Here is a 24,193-nt window from a genome sequence, read left to right on the forward strand (position 1 = left end):
AATGACGGAAGACATGAAGACGTGGTTCGAGATCGCCATGCTGCAGAACCGCTATATCAGCCACCTCGACAACGACCGGCTCGAACAGTGGCCGGAGCTGTTCACCGAGGACTGCACGTACGAGATCGTGCCGAAGGAGAACGCGGACCTCGGGCTGCCGGTCGGGATCGTGCATTGCACGAACCGGCGGATGCTGCGCGATCGCGTCGTGTCGCTGCGGCACGCGAACATCTTCGAGGAGCACACGTACCGGCACATGACGTCGGGGCTGATGGTCGTCGCCGAGCGCGACGGCGAGATCGACACCGAGAGCAGCTACGTCGTCGTGCAGACGCGCAGCAACGGCGAATCGAACGTGTACCAGGCCGGCAAGTATTACGACACGGTGGTGCGCACGCCCGACGGCCTGCGCTACAAGACCAAGCGCGTGATCTACGACACGTCGCGCGTGCAGACGCTGCTGGCCACCCCGATCTGAGTGGAATGTGAGGAACGACATGACTGAAGCAACGCTGACCGAGTGGCACCCGCTCGGCGCCATCGACGAATTCTCCGAAGACGAACCGGCGGCGCGCGTCGCCGGACAGAAGCCGATCGCGGTGTTCCGGATCGGCGACGAATTGTTCGCGATGCACGACCTCTGCACGCACGGCCACGCGCGGCTGTCGGAAGGCTATGTCGAGGACGGCTGCGTCGAATGCCCGCTGCATCAGGGGCTGATCGACATTCGCACCGGCGCGCCGAAATGCGCGCCGATCACCGAGCCGGTGCGGACTTATCCGATCCGGATCGTCGACGGGCAGGTGGAAGTCAATGTCGGCTGATCCTGTCCTGATCGTCGGCGCCGGCCATGCTGCGCGCCGCACCGCCGAAGCGCTGCGCGCGCGCGACGCCCACGTGCGCATCGTGATGATCGGCGCGGAGCGCGAGCTGCCTTACGACCGGCCCGCGCTGTCGAAGGATGCGCTGCTGAGCGACGGCGGCGAAGCGCGCGCGTTCGTGCGCGACGCCGCGTGGTACGACGCGCAGCGGATCGCGCTGCGGCTCGGCACGCGGGTCGACGCGATCGAGCGGGACGTGCAGCGCGTGCGGCTCGACGACGGCGCGACGCTGCCGTACCGGCGGCTCGTGCTTGCGACCGGCTCGCGGGTCCGCAGGTTCGGCGGGCCGGCGGACGCGGGCGTGCCGCTGCATTACGTGCGCACGGTCGCCGATGCGCGGGCGCTGCGTGCGGCGCTCGCGCCGGGCAAGCACGTCGCGGTGCTCGGCGGCGGCTTCATCGGCCTCGAAGTCGCGGCGGCCGCGCGTCAGCTCGGCTGCGCGGTGACGGTGATCGACCCCGCCGCGCGCCTGCTGCAACGCGCGCTGCCGGACGTGGTCGGCGCGTTCGCACGGCGCCTGCACGACGGGCGCGGCGTCGAATTCCGGCTGTCGGCGCTGCCGCGCGCGATCCGGCGCGGCGCGTCGGGCAGCGCGGTGGTCGAGACGGATGGCGGGGACGTGACGGCCGATATCGTGGTCGTCGGGATCGGCGTCGTGCCGAATGTCGAGCTCGCGCAGGCGGCGGGCCTCGACGTCGACAACGGTGTGCGCGTCGACGCGGGCTGCCGCACGAGCGATCCGGCGATCTTCGCGGCGGGCGAGGTGACGATGCACTTCAATCCGCTGCTCGGCCGCCATGTGCGGATCGAGTCGTGGCAGGTCGCGGAGAACCAGCCGGCCGTCGCGGCGGCGAACGCGCTCGGCGCGGACGAGACCTATGCCGAGCTGCCGTGGCTGTGGTCCGATCAGTACGACTGCAACCTGCAGATGCTCGGGCTGTTCGGCGGCGAGCGGACGGCGGTCGTGCGCGGCGATCCGTCGAAGGGCGCGTTCGCGGTGTTCGGGCTGGGCGACGACGGCAGGCTCGTCGCGGCCGCCGCGGTGAACGCAGGGCGCGACATCGGCGCGTGCCGCCGGATGATCGCGGCGGGCGCCGTGCCCGATCCGGAGCGGCTGGCCGACCCGGCGGTGAACCTGAAGGCGTTTCTCTGACGGCGGGGTGGGGGCGGCGCGGGCATGTCGCGTTTGTCGGCAGCCGCGAATTCGGGGATATTAGCGGCAACGCCGATTCACCCGCCTCCCATGACCCCTGACAAAGCCCTTGAACTGAACCGCAGCAAGCGACGCGCGCTGTCGCTGCTGCTCGTCGCCGTCGCGGTGTTCGTGACGACGATCTTCCTGCCGCGCGGCGTCTGGATCGACGGGATCAAGGCGGTGGCCGAGGCCGCGATGGTCGGCGCGCTCGCCGACTGGTTCGCGGTCGTCGCGCTGTTCCGGCGCGTGCCGATCCCGTTCGTGTCGCGTCACACCGAGATCATTCCGCAGAACAAGGACAAGATCGCCGACAACCTCGCGGTGTTCGTCCGCGAGAAATTCCTCGGCCCCGACGCGCTCGCCGCGCAGATCCGCCAGCACGATCCCGCGCAGAAGCTCGGCGCATGGCTCGGCGAGCCCGCGAACACCGACGCGCTCGGCGGCTACGCGACGAAGCTGATGAGCTTCGCGCTCGACATGACCGACGATGCGCGGATCCAGTCGTTCGTGCACGACGCGTTCCGCGCGCTGGTCGACAAGGTGGACCTGTCGCAATCGGCCGGCGCGATTCTCGATACGCTGACGAAGGACGGTCGCCACCAGGCGCTGCTCGACGACGCGATCGGGCAGGTGACGAACCTGCTCGACCAGCCGGAAAACCGCGCGGTGATCGCCGCGTACATCGTCGACTGGCTGAAGAGCCAGTACCCGACCGTCGAGAAGATCCTGCCGACGAACTGGCTCGGCGAGAACGGCGCCGAGCTGATCGCGAACGCGGTGAACCGTGTGCTCGAACAGGTCGCCGCGGACCCGGAGCACGAGCTGCGGCAGCGCTTCGACGCGACGGTCGTCAAGCTGGTCGAGCGCCTGAAGTACGACCCCGTGTTCATCGAGAAGGGCGAGGAGATCAAGCGCTACATTCGCGACGGCGATGCGTTCAACACTTACCTGTTGGATCTGTGGGGCCAGTTGCGCGCATGGCTGAAGGCCGATCTCGCGCGCGCCGACTCGACGCTGCACCGGCAGGCCGCGACGCTCGGCGGCTGGCTCGGCGCGCGGCTCGCGGAAAGCCCCGCGTTGCGCGCGTCGCTGAACGAGCACGTCGAGAAAGCCGTGTACGAGATGGCGCCGGATTTCGCCGACTTCCTGATGCGCCACATCCGCGACACGGTGCGCAACTGGGACGCGCGCGAGATGTCGCGGCAGATCGAGCTGAACATCGGCAAGGACCTGCAGTACATCCGCATCAACGGCACGCTGGTCGGCGGGCTGATCGGGCTCGGGCTGTATCTCGTGTCGCTCGCGCCGCGCTGGGCGGGCGGCTGGCTGCATTGACGCGGCCGGCGCCGGCGGGGAAAGGGCGCGACGTCGCGCGCGCCCGAATCAGGCGTGTGCTTTCGAGCCGTGCAGTTGCAGGCCGAGCGCCTTGATGACCTTCAGGATCGTGCCGAAGCTCGGGTTGCCGTCGTGCGACAGCGCCTTGTACAGACCTTCGCGCGACAGGCCCGCATCGCGCGCGACCTGCGACATGCCGCGCGCACGCGCAATCACGCCGAGCGCGTGCGCGATGAAGGCCGGATCGTCGCCGGCCTCCTGCAGGCAGGCTTCGAAGTACTCGGCCATGTCGTCTTCGGTCTTCAGGTGTTCGGCCGAATCCCATGGCCGGGTCTTGATCTTGTCCATCGACTACTCCGTATCGAGATGCCCGAGCATCGCGTGCGCGGCGCGTATGTCCGCCTGTTGCGTCGACTTGTCGCCGCCGCACAGCAGGATCACCCATGCCGATTCCCGCTGCACGTAGTAGACGCGATAGCCCGGGCCGTGGTCGATGCGCATTTCGACGACCGGCGCGCCGACGGACTTCCAGTCGCCCGGGTTGCCCGTTGCCAGCCGGTCGATGCGCGCCTAGATGCGGCGTTTCGCGACGCGATCCTGCAGCGCGTCGAACCATGCGTCGAAGAACTCGGTGGTTCGGATGGTGAATACAGGGGGAATCTAGGGCATCGATAGCAGTGTGTCAACCACGGTTCACAGATTGCCGGTGAAGCGTCGCGTCGCCTTTCCATCGGACGGATGGCGGCGCGATGTCTGACTATAGAGCCGCCCCCCTCGCCTGACGGTCCGATTGGCCGTTCGGACGATCCTTCCGCGACGATCGGACGGGGCGGCGACGGAAGTCGGGAATATCCGATTCCGTCTACAATCAAAAGCGTCTTTGCCGCCGGTGCGCGCTCGTTGCGCGCCGGCGGATCCGTTCGTCCTCCGGATTCCGGAGACGCCGCCGTGCGCTGCGCGGCGGGCAAATGCAGTGTGGTCAGTGTCTCGGGTCTGCTTACATATGGAACGCAGACCCTTAGGTAAAGCGTCCGCGCGCCGTAGGCCGGCGTGCGTCCCGAGTACCGCACGCCCGTAGGCCGGGCAGGCGGCATCAACCGAGAGTCCCCCATGAAAGCATCGGATCTGTTCGTGAAGGCGCTGGAAGCCGAAGGCGTCGAGTATGTGTTCGGCATTCCCGGCGAGGAAAACCTCGATCTGCTCGAATCGCTGCGGCGATCGCGGATCAAGCTCGTGCTGACCCGGCACGAGCAGGCGGCCGGTTTCATGGCCGCCACTTACGGACGCCTGACGGGCCGCACGGGCGTCTGCCTGGCGACGCTCGGCCCCGGCGCGACCAACTTCGTGACGGCGGCCGCGTATGCGCAGCTCGGCGGCATGCCGATGCTGATGATCACCGGGCAGAAGCCGATCAAGTCCAGCAAGCAGGGCCACTTCCAGATCGTCGACGTCGTCGACATGATGCAGCCGCTCACGAAGTTTACGCGGCAGATCGTGTCGATCGGCAATATCCCGGCGGCCGTGCGCGAGGCGTTCCGGCGCGCGGAAGAGGAGCGGCCGGGCGCGACGCACCTCGAGCTGCCGGAGGACATCGCGCACGAGGAGGGCGACGGCAAGCCGATCCCGGCGAGCTACAGCCGGCGCCCGGTCGCCGAGGAGAAGGCGGTCGCGCACGCGGTCGACGCGATCCAGGCCGCGCGCCATCCGCTGTTGATGATCGGCGCGGGCGGCAACCGCAAGACGACCTGCAAGATGCTGCTCGAATTCGTCGACAAGACGGGCATCCCGTTCTTCACGACGCAGATGGGCAAGGGTGTGATCGACGAAACGCACCCGCTGTGGCTCGGCAACGCGACGCTGTCGGACGGCGATTTCGTGCACCGCGCGATCGAGCACGCGGACTGCATCATCAACGTCGGCCACGACGTGATCGAGAAGCCGCCGTTCTTCATGCGCGCCGACGACAAGACCGTGATCCACGTGAACTTCCTCGGCGCGCAGGTCGACCCGGTCTATTTCCCGCAGATCGAGGTGGTCGGCGACATCGCGAACGCGGTGTGGCAGATGAAGGAGGCGCTCGCGCCGCAGCCGCACTGGGATTTCACGCGCTTCGCGATGATCAAGGAGCATTTCGACGCGCATCTGCAGAAGGGGCAGAACGATCCGCGCTTCCCGATGTATCCGGTGCGGATCGTCAACGACCTGTACCGCGCGCTGCCGGCCGACGGGATCGTGTGTCTCGACAACGGCATGTACAAGATCTGGTTCGCGCGCTACTGGCGCGCGCACGAGCCGAACTCGCTGCTGCTCGACAACGCGCTCGCGTCGATGGGCGCGGGCCTGCCGTCGGCGATCGCGACGAAGATCGTGCATCCGCAGCGCAAGGTGATCGCCGTGTGCGGCGACGGCGGCTTCATGATGAACTCGCAGGAGCTCGAAACGGCGGTGCGGCTGAAGCTCGACATCGTCGTGATGATCCTGCGCGACGACGCGTTCGGGATGATCCGCTGGAAGCAGGAGAACATGAATTTCCCCGACTTCGCGATGACGCTGCAGAACCCCGATTTCGTGTCGTATGCGCAGAGCTACGGCGCGCACGGCCACCGGGTCGAGGCGGCCGACGATCTCGAGCCGCTGCTGCGCGAGTGCTTCGCGTCGCCGGGCGTGCACCTGATCGACGTGCCGATCGACTACTCGGACAACGAGCGCGTGCTGAACCGCGAGATCAAGCGTCTGTCGGCACAGCTCTGAATTCAACGTTCACCGGAAGGAGGCGTTCCATGCTGAAGGAAACCTATCCGTATTACCTCGCCAACGTTGCCGTATACGCGAACACCGATCTCGAGGTGACCGACAAGTACAGCGGCGAAGTCGCGACGCGCGTCGCGCTGGCCGACGCGAAGGCGATCGATGCGGCGATCGGCGCGGCGGTCGCCGCCGCGAAGCCGATGCGCGAGCTGCCCGCATACAAGCGCCAGGCCGTGCTCGACCACTGCGTCGCGCGGTTTCGCGAGCGCTTCGACGAGCTGGCCGAGGCGCTGTGCATCGAGGCCGGCAAGCCGATCAACGATTCGAAGGGCGAAGTGACGCGGCTGATCGACACGTTCCGCGTCGCGTCCGAGGAGTCGGTGCGGATCGACGGCGAAGTGATCAACCTGGAGATTTCCGCGCGCGCGCAGGGCTACACGGGCTACACGAAGCGCGTGCCGATCGGCCCGTGCTCGTTCATCTCGCCGTTCAACTTCCCGCTGAACCTCACCGCGCACAAGGTCGCGCCGGCGCTCGCGACCGGCTGCCCGTTCGTGCTGAAGCCCGCGAGCCGCACGCCGATCGGCGCGCTGATCATCGGCGAAGTCCTCGCGGAAACCGACCTGCCGAAGGGCGCGTTCTCGGTGCTGCCCGCGCATCGCGACGGCGCGGACCTGTTCACGACCGACGAGCGCTTCAAGCTGCTGTCGTTCACGGGCTCGCCCGCGGTCGGCTGGGCGCTGAAGGAGAAGGCCGGCAAGAAGAAAGTCGTGCTGGAGCTGGGCGGCAACGCGGCGGCGATCGTCGACGCGGACCAGCGCGACCGGCTCGACTACGTGGTCGAGCGGCTCGCGTTCGGCGCGTACTACCAGTCGGGGCAGAGCTGCATCGGCGTGCAGCGGATCCTCGTGCACGCCGGTCTCTACGACGCGCTGCGCGAGAAGCTGATCGCGAAAACCCGCTCGCTGAAGATGGGCGATCCGAAGGACCCGGCGACCTTCGTCGGCCCGATGATCTCCGAATCCGAATCGCGCCGGCTCGCGGGCTGGATGGATGCGGCCGTCGCGGCGGGCGCGCGGATCGTCGCGGGCGGCAAGGTCGACGGCGCGATGTTCGAGGCGACGCTGCTCGAGAACGTCGGCCGCGAGCAGGACCTGTACCGGAAGGAGGCGTTCGGCCCGGTCGCGATCCTCGAGAAGTTCGACGACTTCGACGACGCGCTCGCGCGCGTGAACGACAGCGATTTCGGGCTGCAGGCCGGCGTGTTCACCGATTCGCTCGCGCACGCGCAGCGCGCGTGGGACGAGCTCGACGTGGGCGGCGTCGTGATCAACGACGTGCCGTCGTTCCGCGTCGACAACATGCCGTACGGCGGCGTGAAGGACTCGGGCCTCGGCCGCGAAGGAATCCGCTATGCGATCGACGACATGACGGAGCCGCGCCTGATGGTGGTGCGGCGCAGGTAGCGCGGCGCGGCGGAAATCGGGCGGCGCGCGAATGCGCCGCCCATTCGCTGAACGGTCTCGACCGCACGCACGGCATCGTGATGTAATCGCGCGACACGGCGCGCCGGGGCATGACTCCGGCCACCGGCGGATTATTTCTTCACGAGGTCGATTCATGTCCCCCGTATCGGCATTCAAGCTGGTTCTGCTGTCTTTCCTCGCGATCGTCGCGCTTGAATGCATCGCCAAGCGGTTGCGCTTGCCGCCCGCCGCGGCGCTGCTCGTCGGCGGCGTCGCCATCGCGTTCATTCCCGGCCTGCCGCCGATCAACCTCGACCCCGATCTCGTGCTGGTGGTGTTCCTGCCGCCGCTGCTGATGGACGGCGCGTATTTCTCCGTGTGGGAGGAGTTCAAGCGCAACCTCGGCGGCATCCTGCTGCTCGCGATCGGCGCGGTCGCGTTCACGACGCTCGCGGTCGGGCTCGCCGTGCACTGGGTCGTGCCGTCGCTGCCGTGGGCGGCCTGCTTCGCACTCGGCGCGATCGTGTCGCCGCCCGACGCGGTCGCGGCGAAGGCCGTGCTCGAACGCGTCGCGCTGCCGCGCCGGCTGATGGTGCTGCTCGAAGGCGAGAGCCTGCTGAACGACGCGGCGGGCCTCGTGCTGTTCCGCTTCGCGGTCGTCGCCGCGCTGACCGGCGCGTTCAGCTTCCAGCACGCGCTCGTCGGCTTCGCGGAGCTGGGCGTGGGCGGCGTCGTGGTCGGCTTCGTGATCGGCTGGCTCGTCGTGCGATTCCTGAAGCTGCTCGACGACGACTACCTCGTGATCACCGTCGCGGTGCTTTCCGGCTGGATCGGCTATATCGCCGGCGAAATGCTCGAAGTGTCGGGCGTGATCGCGACCGTGGTGGTCGGCATGATGCTCGGCTGGCACCAGCACGAGGTGTTCTCGGCGGCGGTGCGCACGCGCGCCACCGCGTTCTGGCAGGTCGTCGTGTTCCTGCTCGAGGCGCTCGTATTCGTGCTGATCGGGCTGTCGCTGCGCGGCGTGATTCAACGGCTCGGCGGTTTCGAGCCGGTGATCGGCACGATGATGCCGGCCGTGCTCGCGGTGCTGGCCGCGGTGGTCGTGTCGCGCTTCCTGTGGATCTATGCGGTCGAGGTGCTGAAAGGGCCGGCGCGCCGGCTCACGCGCAGTGCGTGCCGGCCGGACTGGCGGGCCGCGACCGTGATGAGCTGGGCCGGGATGCGCGGCGTCGTCACGCTCGCGATCGCGCTGTCGCTGCCCGACGCGATGCCGGGCCGCGACCTGATCCTCGTCGCCGCGTTCGCGGTGATTCTCGTCACCGTGCTGCTGCAGGGCACGACGATCGGTCCGCTGATCCGGCTGCTGCGCCTGCGGCAGCAGCACGCGCACGCCGAGCATCACCTGACCGAGCCGCAGGCGTGGGCGCGCGTCGAGGCCGCGCAGCTCGCGGCGATCCAGCCGCTCGTGCGCGACGCGAACGGCGTCGTGATCCATCCGCGCCTGCTCGAGCAGTACACATATCGCGCGGAATTGACGCAGCGCCTGCAGCACGAGCCTGCGTTCCCGGACAGCGATCGCGCCGCGCACTACGACGTCGTGCTCGCCGCGATCGCGGCCGGCCGCGCGGAATTGTTGCGCCTGCATCGTTCCGGGCAGATCCACGACGAAATGCTGCACGCGCTCGAACGCGATCTCGACTTGCAGGAAGTGTCCGCACGGCACGCGCGCGGATGAATGCCGGGCGGGCGCCGCGCGCGAGCATGCACGCGCCTGCTGCATTCGCATGCGCCATTTCAATTTGGTAAATGATCGGATTTAATCCGACGCGGGGGGATTTTTGCCTGCTTGGCTTAAACAAACAGGACGAAGATAGATGCTGTGTTCTAATTTCATTTAGAATCAGCTGCTTATGTTTATTGAGAGAAATCGTGCGGGGCGAGCGCCGGGTGTCGACGGGGAAAATCGGCACCCGATGGCCTTGCACGTCAGCGTCGATGGGCCCGATCGGCGTCAGCAAGCGGATCATTCCTCCGCAAGAATAAGTTCGTGTTTAAGTCGGATAATCAACTCTCATGAAAGAATCGATTGGGGATTCCGCGTTTGAAACAACATTTATGAACGAATCGAGTGGTGAAAAGGTATCGGATTACCTCGAATCCGGTTTATCGGTCCTGCTTGTCGACGATCAAGCTTTCGTCGGTGAAGTGATTCGCCGCGCGTTGCGCAGTGAACATGACATCGATCTGCATGTTTGCAACGACGCACAGCAGGCGATGGCCGTCGCGCGCGACGTGAAGCCGACGGTCATCCTGCAGGACCTGGTGATGCCGGACATCGACGGCCTCGACCTCGTGCGCGCGTGGCGCGCGGACCCGGCCACCGCACGCGTGCCGATCATCGTGCTGTCCGCGAAGGAGGAGCCGGTCGTCAAGCGCGAGGCGTTCATCGCCGGCGCGAACGACTATCTCGTCAAGCTGCCCGACGCGATGGAGCTGACGGCACGCATTCGCTACCATTCGAATTCCTACCTGATGTCGCGCCAGCGCGACGAAGCGCTCGATTTCCTGTCGCACGACATGCGTTCGCCGCAGACGTCGATCCTCGCGCTGCTCGACGTATACCGGGCCGAGCACGGCGATATGCCGCCGATCATGGAGCGCATCGCGGGCCACGCGCGGCGCGCGCTCGCGCTGGCCGACGGCTTCATCCACCTGACCCGCGCGCAGTCGGAGCGCCGCGCGCACGAGGTCGTCAGCCTCAACGAGATCGTGCTCGACGCAGCCGACCAGCTATGGGAAAAGGCCGCCGGGTTCGGCAGCCGGGTCGTCACGCAGGTGCCGGACGCCGAATGCGTGACGATGGGCGACCGGCTGATGCTGACGCGCGCGGTCGCCAACCTGATCGACAACGGGCTCAAGTACGGCCCGGCCGGAACGGACGTGCATTGCACGCTGGCCGGCGACGACGGCGCATGGCTGATCGGCGTCGAGGACGGCGGCGCCGGCATCGCGCCGGCGCAGCGCGCGTCGGCGACCGAGACGTTCGTGAGGCTCGAGTCCGCGCACGGCGCGGCGCGCAGCGGCTTCGGGCTCGGGCTCGCGTTCGTCCGCGCGACGGCCGCGCGGCATCGGGGCCAGATACTGATGCGCAATACCGCGCGCGGCTTCATGGTCGCGCTTCGGCTGCCCGCACAAGTGGAGCGGTGAACCCGCGGGCCGTGCGGCGTCGCCCGGCGTGCGGGCGGCGCCCGCAGGCCCTGCCGCGCGCATGCGCGCCCGCTCCCCACGCACACCGGTCGCGCCGCCTCCGGCGGGCGCCGGCCGGCGCGGACCTTTTCTCAACGCAGACTTTGAAAGCCCACAACGAACATGGCCACCGTGACGCAACGCGCGACCAATGAAAGCTTGCATCCGACGATCGGCGCCACCCGGCTGACCCTCGGCAACCGCATCCTGCTCAGCTTCGGCGTGCTGTTCGTGCTGATGCTGCTGACGGCCGGACTGTCCTACGAGCGCCTGCGCGCGATCAACGGCGAAGCCGTCAGCATCGAGCGCGATTCGCTGCCCGGCGTGTATCTCGCGTCGTCGCTGCGCGGCGCGGTCAACGAGTCGTTCCTGCTGCTGCAGCAGGCGACCTTCGTCGAGACCGATCCGGACGCCGCGCGCCGCGACCTCGCGAAGATCGCCGACACAACGAAGGAGATCGACAAGCTGTCGATCGACTATCAGAACACGACGTTCCGTGAAGACGACCGCGCGCGCTTCCTGTCGTTCCGCGCCGCGTACGACCGCTATCTGCCGCTCCTGAACGAGGCCGTGCAGAAGAGCCGCGGGTCGCGCGGCGACGCGCCCGCCGCGTATGCGGCCGTGCTGCCCGCGTGGGCGGAGGTGGTGCGCCACGCGAATACGATGGTCCAGGAGAACCGCACGTTCGCGGACCAGTCCGCGAAGCTGATCCGCGAATCGGTGCAGGGCACCGAGGTGGTGCTGGCGGTCGCGCTGACCGTCGTGCTGCTGGCCGCGCTCGCGCTCGGCTACGTGCTGTATCGCGCGATCACGGTGCCGATGGCGCGGCTCGTCGAAGTGCACGACGTGATGCGCACCGGCAATCTCACGCGCCGCCTCGCGCTGAACCGCCATGACGAATTCGGCACGCTGGAGACGGGCTTCAACCGGATGGCCGACGAGCTGACCGAACTGGTCGGGCGCGCGCAGCAGTCGTCGCTGCAGGTGACGACGTCGGTCGCCGAGATCGCGGCGACGTCGCGCGAGCAGCAGGCGACCGCGAACGAGACCGCCGCGACGACGACCGAGATCGGCGCGACCTCGCGCGAGATCTTCGCGACGTCGCGCGACCTGCTGCGCACGATGAACGAGGTGGCGGGCGTGGCCGAGCAGTCGGCGACGCTCGCGGGCGTGAGCCAGAGCGGCCTCACGCGGATGGGCGAGACGATGCGCAGCGTGATGGACGCGGCCGGCTCGGTGAACGCGAAGCTCGCGATCCTCAACGAGAAGGCGCTCAACATCAACCAGGTCGTCGCGACCATCACGAAGGTCGCGGACCAGACCAACCTGCTGTCGCTGAACGCGGCGATCGAGGCGGAGAAGGCCGGCGAATACGGGCGCGGCTTCGCGGTCGTGGCGACCGAGATCCGCCGGCTTGCGGACCAGACGGCGGTGGCGACCTACGACATCGAGCAGACGGTGAAGGAGATCCAGTCGGCGGTGTCGGCGGGCGTGATGGGGATGGACAAGTTCTCCGAGGAAGTGCGCCGCGGCATGCTCGACGTGCAGCAGGTCGGCGGGCAGCTGTCGCAGATCATCGCCGAGGTGCAGACGCTCGCGCCGCGCTTCCAGATGGTCAATGAAGGAATGCAGACGCAGGCGAGCGGCGCCGAGCAGATCACGCAGGCGCTGTCGCAGCTGTCGGAAGCCGCGCAGCAGACGGCCGAATCGCTGCGCCAGTCGTCGCAGGCGATCGACGACCTGACGCTGGTCGCGAACCAGCTGCGCACCAGCGTGTCGCGCTTCAAGGTGGACGCGTGACGCGCGCGGACGCCCTGCACGGCGCGCCGGCGCTGTTCCTGCTGTTCGAGCTGGACGGCGAACGCTATGCGCTCGACGCCGCCGCGATCGACGCGGTGCTGCCGCTCGCGACCGCGAAGGCGGTGCCCGGCGCGCCCGCGTGGGTCGCCGGGCTGCTGATGCGCGACGGCGCGCCGGTGCCGGTCGTCGACGTGCCGATGCTGGCGCTCGGACGGCCCGCGCATGCGCTGCGCTCGACGCGGCTCGTGATGGTCCGATGCAGGGTGCGGGATTGCGCGAACGAAGCGGACGCCGGCGAGCGGATGCTCGGCCTGATCGTCGAGCGCGCGACGCAGACGATGCGGATCGAGCGCGGCGCGTTCCGCGCGAGCGGCGTCGCGACACCGCGCACGCGCTGGCTCGGCCCGGTCGCGAGCACGCCGGACGGCATCGTGCAGCAGGTGTCGGTGCGCGACATCGTCGATTCGGTCGCGTGCCTGCAGCTGTTCGACGACGCATCGGCCAACGGAGGGGCGCCGGCATGACATCCATCGCATCGAATTTTCGCGCGTGGCTCCTGCGCGAGACCGGCATCGATCCCGAGTCGCTCGGCCACGACTTCCTGATGCGCGCGGTGACCGAGCGCATCTACGCGACCCAGGCGGCGGACGGCGAGCGGATGCCCTGCGCCGCGCGGCCGCCGGTCTCGCCTGATGCGCTCGACGCGTACTGGCAGCGGCTGAATGCCAGCGCCGACGAGCGGCGCGCGCTGATCGAGCGGTTCGTCGTGCCGGAAACCTGGTTCTTCCGCGAGCGCGAGGCGTTCGCGACGCTCGTGCGGCTCGCGGTCGAACGCCTCGCCGCGCATCCGGGCCGCGTGGTGCGCGTGCTGAGCGCGCCGTGCTCGACCGGCGAGGAGCCGTTTTCGGCGGCGATGGCGCTGCTCGACGCGGGGCTCGATCCCGCCCGCTTCACGATCGACGCGATCGATCTCAGCGACAACGCGATCGAGCAGGCGCGGCTCGGCCGCTACGGACGCAATGCGTTCCGCGGGCACGCGCTGGAGTTTCGCGCGCGGCATTTCACGCCGGCGGCGGACGGCTGGCAGCTCGACGAGCGCGTGCGCGCGTGCGTGCGGTTCCGGCAGGGGAACCTGCTCGAGCCGGTCGGCGACGCGCTCGCCCACTACGATTTCGTGTTCTGCCGCAACGTGCTGATCTATTTCGAGCGCGATGCGCAGGATCGCGCGATCCGGTCGCTGCAGCGCTGCCTGACCGACGACGGGATGCTGTTCGTCGGCCCGGCCGAGACCGGTGTCGCGATGCGCCACGGGATGCGTTCCGCGCGGATTCCGCTCGCGTTCGCGTTCCAGCGCGCGAGCGTCGCCGAACGGCTGGCCGACGGGTTCGCCGCCGCGCTGCCGCCGGCCGTGCGGCCGTGGCGCGCCGACCGCTTCACGGCGGCGCGCGTCGCTACGCCGCGCGCGGCGCCGTCCGGGTGGTTCGCCGGTGCGGCGGCGCGCCCGCTCGCGCCGCAACGGCCGGCGGACGACGGCCATGGCAGCCATGGCGGAGAGGTGCAGGCGCAGGCGTCCGGGGGCGATCCGCCGACGCTGGAGCATGCGCAGGCGCTCGCGAACGCGGGCGCGTTCGACGAAGCCGAGCGCGTGCTTGCGCGGTTTACGGCCCGCGCCGGGCTGCATGCCGACGCGTTCTACCTGCGCGGGCTGATCGCGGACGCGCGCGGCCGGGCCGCGGAGGCGGGCGACTTCTACCGCAAGGCGCTGTACCTGCGGCCGACGCACCACGAGGCGCTGACGCATCTCGCGACGCTGCTCGACGTCGGCGGCGACCGCGCGGGCGCGCAACGGATGCTCGAGCGCGCGCGGCGCTCGGCGGGATAATACGAACCCGGCATGACCAGGGTCTGTTTTCATATGGAACGCGCATGCGAATGCTCGAAATCGCCCGCAGGGCAAGGAGAAAGGAGCGCCGTTCGGCCGAGCCAAACAAGCGACGCGCGACGCCGCCATGCGGGCGATTTCGGGCATTCCCGTGGAATGTCTTTTTTAAATTTGGGGTTGCCACGAGAACGGACCCTAGAGGACATGATGAACCGCGAGGCCGCTGACCCAACCGACGACACGGCGATCGACGTCAACGACTGCTGGAACCGCATCGGCACGCGCGGCGACCGGTCGTGCGAGCGGCTGACCGAGTACCAGCGCTGCCTGAACTGCCCCGTCTACGCGCGTCACGCGGCGAAGCTGCTCGAGCGGCCGGTCGGCCGCGCCGAGATGGCCGACGCCGCGCGCCGCATGGGCACGAACGGCGCGTATGGCGCACACGGCGCCGCGCGCGAGCGCAGCGACGCCGGCGCCGATGCGCGCCACGCGGCGCTCGCGTTCCGCGTCGCCGACGAATGGCTCGCGTTGTCGATCGGCATGCTGCGCGAGATCGCCGACACGCGCCCGATCCATTCGCTGCCGCACCGCCGCCACCCGGCGGTGCGCGGTGTCGTCAACATCCGCGGCACGCTGCGCATCGCGATCTCGCTCGGCGCGCTGCTCGGGCTCGGCGCGGCCGGCGGCGGCGCCGACGGCGGCTTCACGCGGCTGCTGGTGGTCGCGCATCACGGTGAGCCGGTCGTGTTTCCGGTCGACGAAGTGGAGGGCGTGGTGCGCTTCGGCGCGTCGGAGTGGGTGCCGGTGCCCGCGACGGGCGGGCGCGCGAGCGCCGGCCTGTCGCGCGGCGTGCTGGCGTGGCGCGGCAAGTCGATCGGCCTGCTCGACGACGACCGCCTGTTCGAAGCCGTGACACGGAGCATGCGATGAGCGCCGATGACGACCTGAGCCGCCTGTCGCTGCTCGAACTGTATCGAGAGGAGACGCGCACGCAGACCCAGGCGCTGTCCGAGCGCCTGCTCGCGCTCGAATCCGGCGCGCCCGACGCGGCGGCGCTCGAAGCCTGCATGCGCGCCGCGCATTCGCTGAAGGGGGCCGCGCGCATCGTCGGCGTGCCGCAGGGCGTCGACATCGCGGGGCGGATGGAGGAGTGCTTCGTCGCCGCGCAGGGCGGCGCGTTGGCGCTGACGGCCGCGCACGTCGACGCACTGCTGGCGGGCGTCGATCTGCTCGTACGGGTCGGTGACCCGCAGGCGCAGCCGGTCGCGCCGGCCGAGATCGAGACCTTCGCCGTGGCGCTGGCCGTGGCCGGCGATCCGGGCACGGCGCAAACGTTTACGGCGGTGTCGCCGCCGCACGACGACGTTCCGCGCGAATCCGGCCAGCCGGCGCGCGAGGCGGCGCAATTCGGCGGAGAAGCCGCGCCGCCCGAGGCCGCGAGCGCCGCCGATCCGGCCCAGTCCGCGCGCGGCGCGGGCGCAAACACAAGCGCAAACACAAGCGCAAACACCGGCGCAAACACCGGCGCAAACACCGGCGCAAACACCGGCGCAAACACCGGCGCAAACACCGGCGCAAACACCGGCGCAATCCGCCGGGTGCGCGCGGACAGCCTGAACCGGCTGTTGAGCCTGTCCGGCGAATCGCTCGTCGAGTCGCGCTGGCTCAAGCCGTTCGCCGAATCGATGCTGCGCGTGAAGCGCGCGCAGCGCGACGCCGCGCGTTCGCTCGACACGCTGGTCGAGCGCTTCGCCGGCGAGCTCGACGCGGGCGCGCTCGCGTCGCTCGGCGAAGTGCGGCACATGCTCAACGACCTGCAGCGCTCGTTCGCGGAGCGGATGGACGCGCTCGACCGCTTCGAGCGGCGCAGCACGCATATCGCCGAGCAGCTGTACGACGAGGCGCTGCAATGCCGGATGCGGCCGTTCGGCGACGCGACGCGCGCGTACCCGCGCATCGTGCGCGACCTCGCGCGCTCGCTCGGCCGGCAGGTGCGGTTTTCGATCGTCGGCGAGGGGACCCAGGTCGATCGCGACATCCTCGACCTGCTCGACGCGCCGCTCGGCCACCTGCTGCGCAACGCGATCGACCACGGCGTCGAGCCGCCCGACGTGCGGCGCGCGCGCGGCAAGCCGGCCGCCGCGAGCGTGACGCTCGAGGCGCGCCACAGCGCCGGGTCGCTGCTCGTCAGCGTCAGCGACGACGGGCCGGGCGTCGATCTCGACGCGTTGCGCGCGGCGGTGGTGCGCCAGCACCTGACCGACGACGAGACGGCCGCGCGGCTGTCCGACCAGGAGCTGATGGAATTCCTGCTGCTGCCCGGCTTCTCGATGCGCGATGCGGTGACCGACGTGTCGGGGCGCGGCGTCGGCCTCGACGCGGTGCAGGAAATGGTGCGCGGCGTGCGCGGCGCGGTGCGGATCTTCAACGAGCCGGGCGCGGGCATGCGCTTCGTGCTGCAGTTGCCGCTCACGCTGTCGGTGATCCGCAGCCTGCTCGTCGAGGTCGGCGGCGAGCCCTACGCGTTCCCGCTCGCGCACGTGCGCCGCACGCTCGAGCTCGAGCGCGCCGACATCGACGTGCTCGAAGGGCAGCCGCATTTCCCGTTCGACGGCCGGCGCGTCGGGCTCGTCGCCGCGCACCAGCTGCTCGACGCGGGCGAGCCCGATGCGCGGCGCGCGCGCACCGCGGTGGTGGTGGTCGGCGGCGAGCCGGAGCCGGTGGGCGTCGCGGTCGACCGCTTCCTCGGCGAGCGGATGCTCGTCGTGCAGCCGCTCGACAGCCGCCTGCACAAGATCCAGAACATCGCGGCCGGCGCGCTGCTCGAGAACGGCGACCCGGTGCTGATCGTCGACGTCGAGGACCTGATCCGCTCGGTCGACAAGCTCGTGCGCGGCGGGCAGCTCGCGACGCTCGTGCGCGGCCCGCAGCATGCGCTCGCGGACCGGCGGCGGCGCGTGCTCGTCGTCGACGATTCGCTGACCGTGCGCGAGCTCGAACGGAAACTGCTGGAGAAGCGCGGCTACGACGTGACGATCGCGGTCGACGGGATGGACGGCTGGAACGCGGTGCGCGGCGAGGCGTTCGACCTGGTCGTCACCGACGTCGACATGCCGCGCATGGACGGCATCGAGCTCGTCACGCTGATCAAGAACGATCCGCAGCTCAAGCGCGTGCCGGTGATGATCGTGTCGTACAAGGATCGCGACGAGGACCGCCGCCGCGGGCTCGACGCCGGCGCCGACTACTACCTCGCGAAGGGCAGCTTCCACGACGAGGCGCTGCTCGACGCCGTGCACGACCTGATCGGGGACGCACGCGGATGAACATCGGCATCGTCAACGACCTGCCGCTCGCCGTGGAGGCGCTGCGGCGCGCGATCGCGCAGCGGCCGGAGCATCGCGTGCTGTGGGTCGCGACCGACGGCGACGAGGCGGTGGATTTCTGCGTCGCGCAGCCGCCCGACCTCGTGCTGATGGATCTGGTGATGCCGAAGCTCGACGGCGTCGCCGCGACGCGCCGCATCATGGCGCGCGCGCCGTGCGCGATCCTGATCGTGACGGCGAGCGTCAGCGCGAGCACGTCGTCCGTCTACGACGCGATGGGCGCGGGCGCGCTCGACGCGGTCGACACGCCGACGCTGGCGCTCGGCCTGAGCGTCGACGCGGCGCAGCCGCTGCTCGCGAAGATCGACCAGATCGGCCGGCTGCTCGACAGCCGCGCGGCGGCGCTCGCGCCGCCCGTAGCCGCGCCGGTGCGCGGCGCGCCGACGCTGGTGGCGATCGGCGCGTCGGCGGGCGGGCCGACCGCGCTCACCGCGCTGCTGCGCGCGCTGCCGGACGCGTTTCCGGCGGCGATCGTGATCGTCCAGCACGTCGACCAGGCGTTCGCGGTCGGGATGGCGCAGTGGCTCGACGGCTATACGCGCCTGCCGGTGCGCGTCGCGCGCCAGGGCAGCGTGCCGCAGCCGGGCGAGGTGCTGCTCGCGGCGACCAACGACCATCTGTGCCTGTCGCCGCGCGGCGTGCTCGGCTATACGCGGCATCCGGCGGAAACGCCGTACCGGCCGTCGATCGACGTGTTCTTCAACAGCGTCGCCGACGGCTGGCGCGGCGACGCGATCGGCGTGCTGCTCACCGGCATGGGGCGCGACGGCGCGCTCGGCCTGAAGGCGATGCGCGCGAAGGGCTGCCATACGATCGCGCAGGACGCGGCGACGAGCGCGGTCTACGGGATGCCGAAGGCCGCCGCCGCGATCGGCGCGGCGAGCGTGATCCTGCCGCTCGACCGGATCGCGCCGCAACTGATCGCGCGCGTGATGGGCCCGTCGCGCGGCTGATTTCGCGGCCGGCTTCGCGCGTTGCGCGGGGCGTCGGCCGTCGCGTAAAATGCGCGCTTCGGAGATGGCATGCCTCCCCGGGGTCCGGGCTTGCTCGCCACGAGCACGCACAGGCCCTCAACCGCCGGTCGTCCGGCTGATGATGCCTGCGCGTTCCTGGGTTTCGGGAGGTCGCAGGCCGTTCATGCACCGTCCATGCGGTATCCCGCCGCCCAGGTTTGATGTTCCGTCGAATCTGGAATCACCTGATGTTCAACACTTCTGCCGACTTCCTCGCGACCGTGCGCTACGTGTGCCGCTGGCTCGCGCTTTCGGCGCTGCTCGGCGCGCTCGCCGGGTCGGCGTCCGCGCTGTTCCTGATCGCGCTCGACTGGGCGACCGGCACGCGCGTCGCGCATCCGTGGCTGCTGTGGGGGCTGCCCGCCGCGGGTTTCGCGACCGGCTGGATCTATCACCGCTTCGGCCAGTCGGTCGCGCGCGGCAACAACCTGCTGATCGACGAAATCCATGATCCGAAGGCGCTCGTGCCGAAGCGGATGGCGCCGCTCGTGCTGGTCGCGACCGTCGTCACGCACCTGTTCGGCGGCTCGGCGGGGCGCGAAGGCACCGCCGTGCAGATGGGCGGCGCGCTCGCCGATCGCGTCACGCACGCGTTGCGGCTCGACCGCGAGCACCGGCGCGTGCTGCTGATGGCCGGCATCGCGGCCGGCTTCGCGTCGGTGTTCGGCACGCCGCTCGCGGGCGCAGTGTTCGGGCTCGAAGTGCTCGCGATCGGGCGCGTGCGCTACGACGCGCTGCTCGCGTGCGTCGCGTCGGCGATCGTCGCGGACGTCGTGTGCCGGCTGTGGGGCGTGCATCACACCGCGTATGCGGTCGCGTTCGTGCCGCCCGTTAGCGCGGCGGGGCTCGGCGCGACGGTCGTCGCGGGCATCGCGTTCGGCGTGGTCGGCCGGCTGTTCGCGCATGCGACGCATGCGCTGTCGGCGCTGTTTCGCCGGCGCATCCGCTACGCGCCGCTGCAGCCGGTGGTCGGCGGCCTGCTCGTGGCGGTCGCGGCGACCGCGCTGAACGTGCCGCAGTATCTCGGCCTCGGCATCCCGACGATCGAGGCGGCGTTCCACGGCCCGCTGCCGGTCTACGATTTCGCGGGGAAATTCGCGTTCACCGTCGTCACGCTCGCATCGGGCTTCAAGGGCGGCGAGGTGACGCCGCTGTTCTACATCGGCGCGACGCTCGGCAATGCGCTCGGCCAGGTGCTCGCGCTGCCGGTGCCGGTGCTGGCCGGGCTCGGCTTCGTCGCGGTGTTCGCGGGCGCGGCCAACACGCCGGTCGCGTCGACGATCATGGCGATCGAGCTGTTCGGCGCAGATATCGGCGTGTATGCGATCGTCGCGTGTGTCGTTGCGTATCTGTTTTCGGGGCACGCGGGGATTTATCGCGCGCAGCGCGTGGCCGTCGAAAAGGGCGTGCACGGGCCGGGCGAGTGACGCGTGAGCGGCGGGGCGGCATCCTGCATTGCCGCCCCGCGTCCGGCTTGCCGTCAGGCTTCGGCCGGCTGCCCGCGCGGTTCGGCGCCGTCGGACGCATGGCCGCGCGGCGTGTCGGCGAGCCCCTTCGCCAGCTCCAGCGCCTGCCGCTCGAACAGCCGCCGGTAGAGGCCGCCGTCGATCCGGATCAGCGCGTCGTGGCTGCCTTCCTCGATCACCTTGCCGCGATCGAGCACGAGCAGCCGGTCGAGCGCGCGCACGGTCGACAGCCGGTGCGCGACGACGAGCGTCGTGCGGCCTTCCATCAACCGCTCCATCGCCTGCTGGATCAGCACTTCGCTTTCGCTGTCGAGGCTCGACGTCGCTTCGTCGAGGATCAGGATCGGCGCATCCGCGAGGAACGCCCGCGCGATCGCGACGCGCTGCCGCTCGCCGCCCGACAGCTTGACCCCGCGCTCGCCGACCAGCGTGTCGTAGCCGTCCGGCAGCGCCGCGATGAACTCGTGCGCGCTCGCCTGCCGCGCGGCGCGCTCGATGTCGGCGCGGCTCGCGCCGGGGCGCGCGTACGCGATGTTCTCCGCGAGCGTGCGGTGGAACAGCACCGGCTCCTGCTGGACGATCGCGATCTGGCTGCGCAGCGAATCCTGGCGAGCATCGGCGATGTCCTGGCCGTCGATCGTGATGCGGCCGCCCGACACGTCGTACAGGCGCTGGATCAGCTTGATGAACGTCGTCTTGCCGGACCCCGAATGGCCGACCAGGCCGACCCGCTCGCCGGGCGCGATGCGCATCGAGAAGTCGTCGTAAAGCGCGACCGGATGGCTGCCGTAGCGGAACGTCACGTGCTCGAAGCGGATCTCGCCGCGCGTGATCCGGATCGGCTGCGCGTCGGGCTTGTCGTCGATGCCGAGCGGCTGGCGCTCGAGCGCGACGAGTTCTTCCATGTCGTTCACCGAGCGCTGCAGGTTGCGGATATGAAAGCCGATGTCGCGCAGGTAGCCCTGCAGCATGAAGAACATCGTCAACGCGAACGCGATGTCGCCGACGCTCGCCGCGCCGCTGGCCCACAGCTTCAGCGCGACGCCGATCATCGCCGCCTGGATCGCGACGAGCATCGCGCCCTGCAGGCCGCCGTTGAAGGTGCCGCGCATCCACGAGCGCCGGGTGCGCTTCTGCCACTTGCCGATCACGCGCGACAGCCGCGCTTCCTCGCGCACTTCCGCGCCGAACGCCTTGACGACCGCGTTGCAGCTGACCGCGTCCGCGAGCGCGCCGCCCATGCGCGTATCCCACAGGTTGCCGAGCCGCGCGGCGGGCGCGACGAAGCCGAGCGACATCGCGACCGTCACGGCGATGTACAGCAGCGAGCCGAGACCGACCACGAGCCCCATCATCGGCCAGTGCGAGCCGAGCAGCACGGTTGCGCCGACCAGGATCGTCAGCGACGGCAGCAGCGCGATCAGCAGCGTGTCGTTCAGCAGGTCGAGCGCCCACATCCCCCGCGTGATCTTGCGCACCGTCGAGCCGGCGAAGCTGTTCGCGTGCCAGTCGGTCGAGAAGCGCTGCACGCGCTGGAACGATGCGGTCGCGATCTCGCCCATCATCTTCAGCGTGAGCGCGATGATGTTCAGATAGACGCCCTGCCGCAGCAGCGTCGCGCCGATGCCGAGCGCGGCGAGCATGCCGAACGCCGACAGCGCCGCGTGCCAGGCGGCCGACCGGTCGGTGAGGCCGAGCGTCAGCGCATCGACGAGGCGGCCCGCGAACAGCGGGGTGAGCACGTCGGCGAGCGCGGCGAGCAGCGAGAACGCCACGACGGCGGCGATGCGCGCCGGTTGCCGGCGCCAGTAGTGCAATGTGAAGCCGAAGACGGCCTGGAACGCATGGCCGCCCGATTGGGTGGTTTTTCGGGTCATGTGTCATTGCCCGGCGCGTCGCGCGACGGGACTTTCCGGATCAGAGAACGTCGAAACGCAACAGCCGGACCCGCGTGCGAGACGCGGATCGAGAGAATGGGCTGTCGGGAACGTGCGCGGGCCTTCAGGTGCCGGCGCGGACGGCTGGCTGGATCAGCTGAGCCGTGGGACCACGTTCGGGAAGGCGGACTGCATTCGGAACATCAGCACCTCCCTGAAGTGAATGGTTGAAAAGGCGTCGAAAAGACGTGGGGCGATTCTATCAGCAGTCGCAAGGCGGTTGCAATGTCTGACGAATGCCGCGTTGCCGCGCCGATACGGCGCCGTGCGCAGCTCCGGCGCCGGTTCGCCCTGCCGGACCGGGGGCTCGGGCCGGCGGGCGTCCGCATCGATTAAACTGCTCGGCTGCGCGCGGTGCGAAGGCCTGACGCCGGCCCGGCGCGCGCCGGCCCAAGCGGCCAAACGCAGATTCACGACACATTCCTGGGGAAACGATGAGCGACGTTCAGCAAGGCATTCTGGCTCCGATCGATGCGGCGGCCCGATACCTCACTTTCACGATTTCCAGCAAAGACAACGTCGCGGCGGCGCTTGCCGCGCTGCGCGAGGTCGTCGACGGGCGCGACACGGTCGTCGGCTTCGGCCATTCGCTCGTGTCGGGCCTGGGCCGCTCGATCGCGGGCCTGACCGAGTTTCCGGCCTTCACGGTGCAGGACCGGCCGCTGCCGGCGACGCCGGCCGACGTGTGGGTCTGGCTGCGTTCCGACGATCGCGGCGAGATCACGCTGCGCGCGCGGGCGATCGAGCGGCTGCTCGCGCCCGCGTTCGCGCTGCAGGACGCGGTCGATGCGTTCCGCTACGCGAACGATCGCGACCTGTCCGGCTATGAGGACGGCACCGAGAACCCGACCGGCGACGACGCGCTTGCCGCGGCGATCGTGTCCGGGCAGGGCGCGGGGCTCGACGGCGCGAGCTTCGTCGCGGTCCAGCAGTGGCTGCACGACTTCGACCGGATGGAGCGCATTGCATCCGACGACATGGACGACATCATCGGGCGCCGCCGGTCGGACAACGAGGAGCTCGACGACGCGCCGGAATTCGCGCATGTGAAGCGCACCGCGCAGGAGAGCTTCGAGCCGGAAGCGTTCATGCTGCGCCGCTCGGCGCCGTGGTCGGATGCGCGCCGCGCGGGGCTGTACTTCGTCGCGTTCGGCCATTCGTTCCGCGCGTTCGACGTGCAGATGCGCCGGATGAGCGGCGCGGACGACGGGATCGTCGACGGGCTGTTCCGCTTCACGCACCCGCTGACCGGCGCGTATTTCTGGTGCCCGCCGATGAAGGGCGGCAAGCTGGACCTGTCCGCGCTCGGCCTGTAAGCGCCGCACGACGCGGTTGACGGGCGGGCCGCGCGCGCTGCGCAGCCCGCCCGTTTCATTGGGGCGGCGCGTCAGCTCAGCGCAGCGTGGTCTCGATGCGCGTGCCGCGTTTGATGAACAGCGTCACCGGCGTCTTTTCGCTGATCTCGGCGAGACGCTGCCGCTGCGCGTCGTCGAGCGGGCCGTCGACGGTCACGACGCGGCGCACGTACTGCTGCCCGTCGCGGTCGGCGTGCAGCTCGGTGCGCACGTCGATGCGCGCGGCCGGCCACGCCTTGCGCTGCAGGTACATCCGCAGCGTCGCGGCCGTGCATTGCGCGAGCCCGGCCAGCACGAACTCATACGGGGCCGGCCCGCGGTTGCGGCCGCCTTCGCGTTCCGCTTCGTCGCCGGTCAGCGCATGCGAGCCGGCTTGCAGGTTGACGACGTAATCGGGCGCGTCGGCTTCGAGGACGGCGGCGGCGTGAATCAGCGACATGGCGGGGCTCCGGTGGCAAGAAACGAACAGCCGCCAGCATA

19 protein-coding genes, 3 pseudogenes and 1 riboswitch are annotated in these 24,193 nt (G+C 69.8%); of the genes and pseudogenes, 17 read left to right on the forward strand and 5 right to left on the reverse strand.

Going from position 1 to position 24,193, the window contains the following annotated elements:
- The first annotated feature begins 1 nt into the window (after position 1).
- From andAd to HWX31_RS22510, 4 genes are all read left to right on the forward strand, one after another.
- Positions 2-478 carry an anthranilate 1,2-dioxygenase small subunit AndAd gene (gene andAd, locus HWX31_RS22495; protein WP_059618175.1) on the forward strand — a complete coding sequence of 159 codons (477 nt, stop codon included), beginning with the start codon at positions 2-4 and terminating at the stop codon, positions 476-478.
- Positions 479-497: 19 nt separating this feature from the next.
- The gene (gene andAb, locus HWX31_RS22500; protein WP_045564530.1) at positions 498-824 is read left to right on the forward strand and encodes an anthranilate 1,2-dioxygenase ferredoxin subunit AndAb; all 327 of its coding nucleotides are present in this window, start codon (positions 498-500) and stop codon (positions 822-824) included.
- Positions 814-2,034: an anthranilate 1,2-dioxygenase system ferredoxin--NAD(+) reductase gene (gene andAa, locus HWX31_RS22505; protein ID WP_174964021.1), complete on the forward strand. Its 1,221-nt coding sequence runs from the start codon at positions 814-816 to the stop codon at positions 2,032-2,034. The genes andAb and andAa overlap by 11 nt, the downstream gene beginning before the upstream one ends.
- A gap of 90 nt (positions 2,035-2,124) precedes the next feature.
- A complete protein-coding gene (locus HWX31_RS22510; RefSeq protein WP_174964020.1) occupies positions 2,125-3,411 on the forward strand; it encodes a DUF445 domain-containing protein in 1,287 nt (428 codons plus the stop codon).
- A gap of 48 nt (positions 3,412-3,459) precedes the next feature.
- On the opposite strand, the gene HWX31_RS22515 is transcribed toward HWX31_RS22510, so the two are convergent.
- The gene (locus tag HWX31_RS22515; protein WP_010089041.1) at positions 3,460-3,759 is read right to left on the reverse strand and encodes an addiction module antidote protein; all 300 of its coding nucleotides are present in this window, start codon (positions 3,757-3,759) and stop codon (positions 3,460-3,462) included.
- 3 nt (positions 3,760-3,762) lie between these two features.
- Positions 3,763-4,071: pseudogene (locus HWX31_RS22520) on the reverse strand (type II toxin-antitoxin system RelE/ParE family toxin).
- A 450-nt stretch (positions 4,072-4,521) separates the two neighbouring features.
- Here HWX31_RS22520 and HWX31_RS22525 point away from each other — a divergent pair.
- The 12 genes and pseudogenes from HWX31_RS22525 to HWX31_RS22575 all read left to right on the forward strand — a co-directional run bounded on the left by HWX31_RS22525 (position 4,522) and on the right by HWX31_RS22575 (position 20,382).
- Positions 4,522-6,162: an acetolactate synthase large subunit gene (locus HWX31_RS22525; protein WP_174964019.1), complete on the forward strand. Its 1,641-nt coding sequence runs from the start codon at positions 4,522-4,524 to the stop codon at positions 6,160-6,162.
- Between the two features lie 29 nt (positions 6,163-6,191).
- Positions 6,192-7,625 carry an aldehyde dehydrogenase family protein gene (locus HWX31_RS22530; RefSeq protein ID WP_174964018.1) on the forward strand — a complete coding sequence of 478 codons (1,434 nt, stop codon included), beginning with the start codon at positions 6,192-6,194 and terminating at the stop codon, positions 7,623-7,625.
- Positions 7,626-7,779: 154 nt separating this feature from the next.
- Positions 7,780-9,363 carry a Na+/H+ antiporter gene (locus HWX31_RS22535; protein ID WP_174964017.1) on the forward strand — a complete coding sequence of 528 codons (1,584 nt, stop codon included), beginning with the start codon at positions 7,780-7,782 and terminating at the stop codon, positions 9,361-9,363.
- A 338-nt stretch (positions 9,364-9,701) separates the two neighbouring features.
- Positions 9,702-10,835, forward strand: a complete 1,134-nt coding sequence (locus HWX31_RS22540; protein WP_174964016.1) for a hybrid sensor histidine kinase/response regulator — start codon at positions 9,702-9,704, stop codon at positions 10,833-10,835.
- Positions 10,836-10,997: 162 nt separating this feature from the next.
- The gene (locus HWX31_RS22545; protein ID WP_174964015.1) at positions 10,998-12,674 is read left to right on the forward strand and encodes a methyl-accepting chemotaxis protein; all 1,677 of its coding nucleotides are present in this window, start codon (positions 10,998-11,000) and stop codon (positions 12,672-12,674) included.
- On the forward strand, positions 12,671-13,198 hold the full coding sequence (locus tag HWX31_RS22550) for a chemotaxis protein CheW (RefSeq protein WP_174964014.1): 528 nt from the start codon (positions 12,671-12,673) through the stop codon (positions 13,196-13,198). Before HWX31_RS22545 ends, HWX31_RS22550 begins: the two co-directional genes overlap by 4 nt.
- Entirely contained in the window at positions 13,195-14,556 is a 1,362-nt protein-coding gene (locus tag HWX31_RS22555) for a CheR family methyltransferase (RefSeq protein ID WP_175933964.1), read from the forward strand. The genes HWX31_RS22550 and HWX31_RS22555 overlap by 4 nt, the downstream gene beginning before the upstream one ends.
- A 207-nt stretch (positions 14,557-14,763) precedes the next feature.
- Positions 14,764-15,486, forward strand: a complete 723-nt coding sequence (locus HWX31_RS22560; RefSeq protein ID WP_174964581.1) for a chemotaxis protein CheW — start codon at positions 14,764-14,766, stop codon at positions 15,484-15,486.
- A pseudogene (locus tag HWX31_RS35395) lies at positions 15,483-16,040 on the forward strand (Hpt domain-containing protein); the annotation flags it as partial. The gene HWX31_RS22560 and the pseudogene HWX31_RS35395, both read left to right, overlap by 4 nt.
- Before the next feature lie 105 nt (positions 16,041-16,145).
- Positions 16,146-17,882: pseudogene (locus tag HWX31_RS22565) on the forward strand (response regulator); the annotation flags it as partial.
- A complete protein-coding gene (gene cheB / locus HWX31_RS22570) occupies positions 17,879-18,895 on the forward strand; it encodes a chemotaxis response regulator protein-glutamate methylesterase (RefSeq protein WP_174964539.1) in 1,017 nt (338 codons plus the stop codon). The pseudogene HWX31_RS22565 and the gene cheB, both read left to right, overlap by 4 nt.
- Positions 18,896-18,946: 51 nt before the next feature.
- Positions 18,947-19,051, forward strand: a riboswitch (Fluoride riboswitch).
- 89 nt (positions 19,052-19,140) lie between these two features.
- Positions 19,141-20,382 carry a voltage-gated chloride channel family protein gene (locus tag HWX31_RS22575; protein ID WP_174964582.1) on the forward strand — a complete coding sequence of 414 codons (1,242 nt, stop codon included), beginning with the start codon at positions 19,141-19,143 and terminating at the stop codon, positions 20,380-20,382.
- A gap of 53 nt (positions 20,383-20,435) precedes the next feature.
- On the opposite strand, the gene HWX31_RS22580 is transcribed toward HWX31_RS22575, so the two are convergent.
- Entirely contained in the window at positions 20,436-22,298 is a 1,863-nt protein-coding gene (locus HWX31_RS22580) for an ABC transporter ATP-binding protein (RefSeq protein WP_174964540.1), read from the reverse strand.
- A 153-nt stretch (positions 22,299-22,451) separates the two neighbouring features.
- The gene (locus HWX31_RS22585) at positions 22,452-22,772 is read right to left on the reverse strand and encodes a hypothetical protein (RefSeq protein WP_174964541.1); all 321 of its coding nucleotides are present in this window, start codon (positions 22,770-22,772) and stop codon (positions 22,452-22,454) included.
- Between the two features lie 20 nt (positions 22,773-22,792).
- Between HWX31_RS22585 and HWX31_RS22590 the strand changes: the two genes are divergently transcribed.
- On the forward strand, positions 22,793-23,674 hold the full coding sequence (locus tag HWX31_RS22590; RefSeq protein WP_059618203.1) for a Dyp-type peroxidase: 882 nt from the start codon (positions 22,793-22,795) through the stop codon (positions 23,672-23,674).
- A 76-nt stretch (positions 23,675-23,750) separates the two neighbouring features.
- Here HWX31_RS22590 and HWX31_RS22595 read toward each other — a convergent pair whose 3' ends face one another.
- Positions 23,751-24,152, reverse strand: coding sequence for an OsmC family protein (locus HWX31_RS22595; protein WP_059618206.1), 402 nt, complete (start codon positions 24,150-24,152; stop codon positions 23,751-23,753).
- Between the last annotated feature and the right edge of the window lie 41 nt (positions 24,153-24,193).

It is taken from the genome of Burkholderia ubonensis, from assembly GCF_902833085.1.
GTDB classification, from domain to species: Bacteria; Pseudomonadota; Gammaproteobacteria; order Burkholderiales; family Burkholderiaceae; genus Burkholderia; species Burkholderia ubonensis.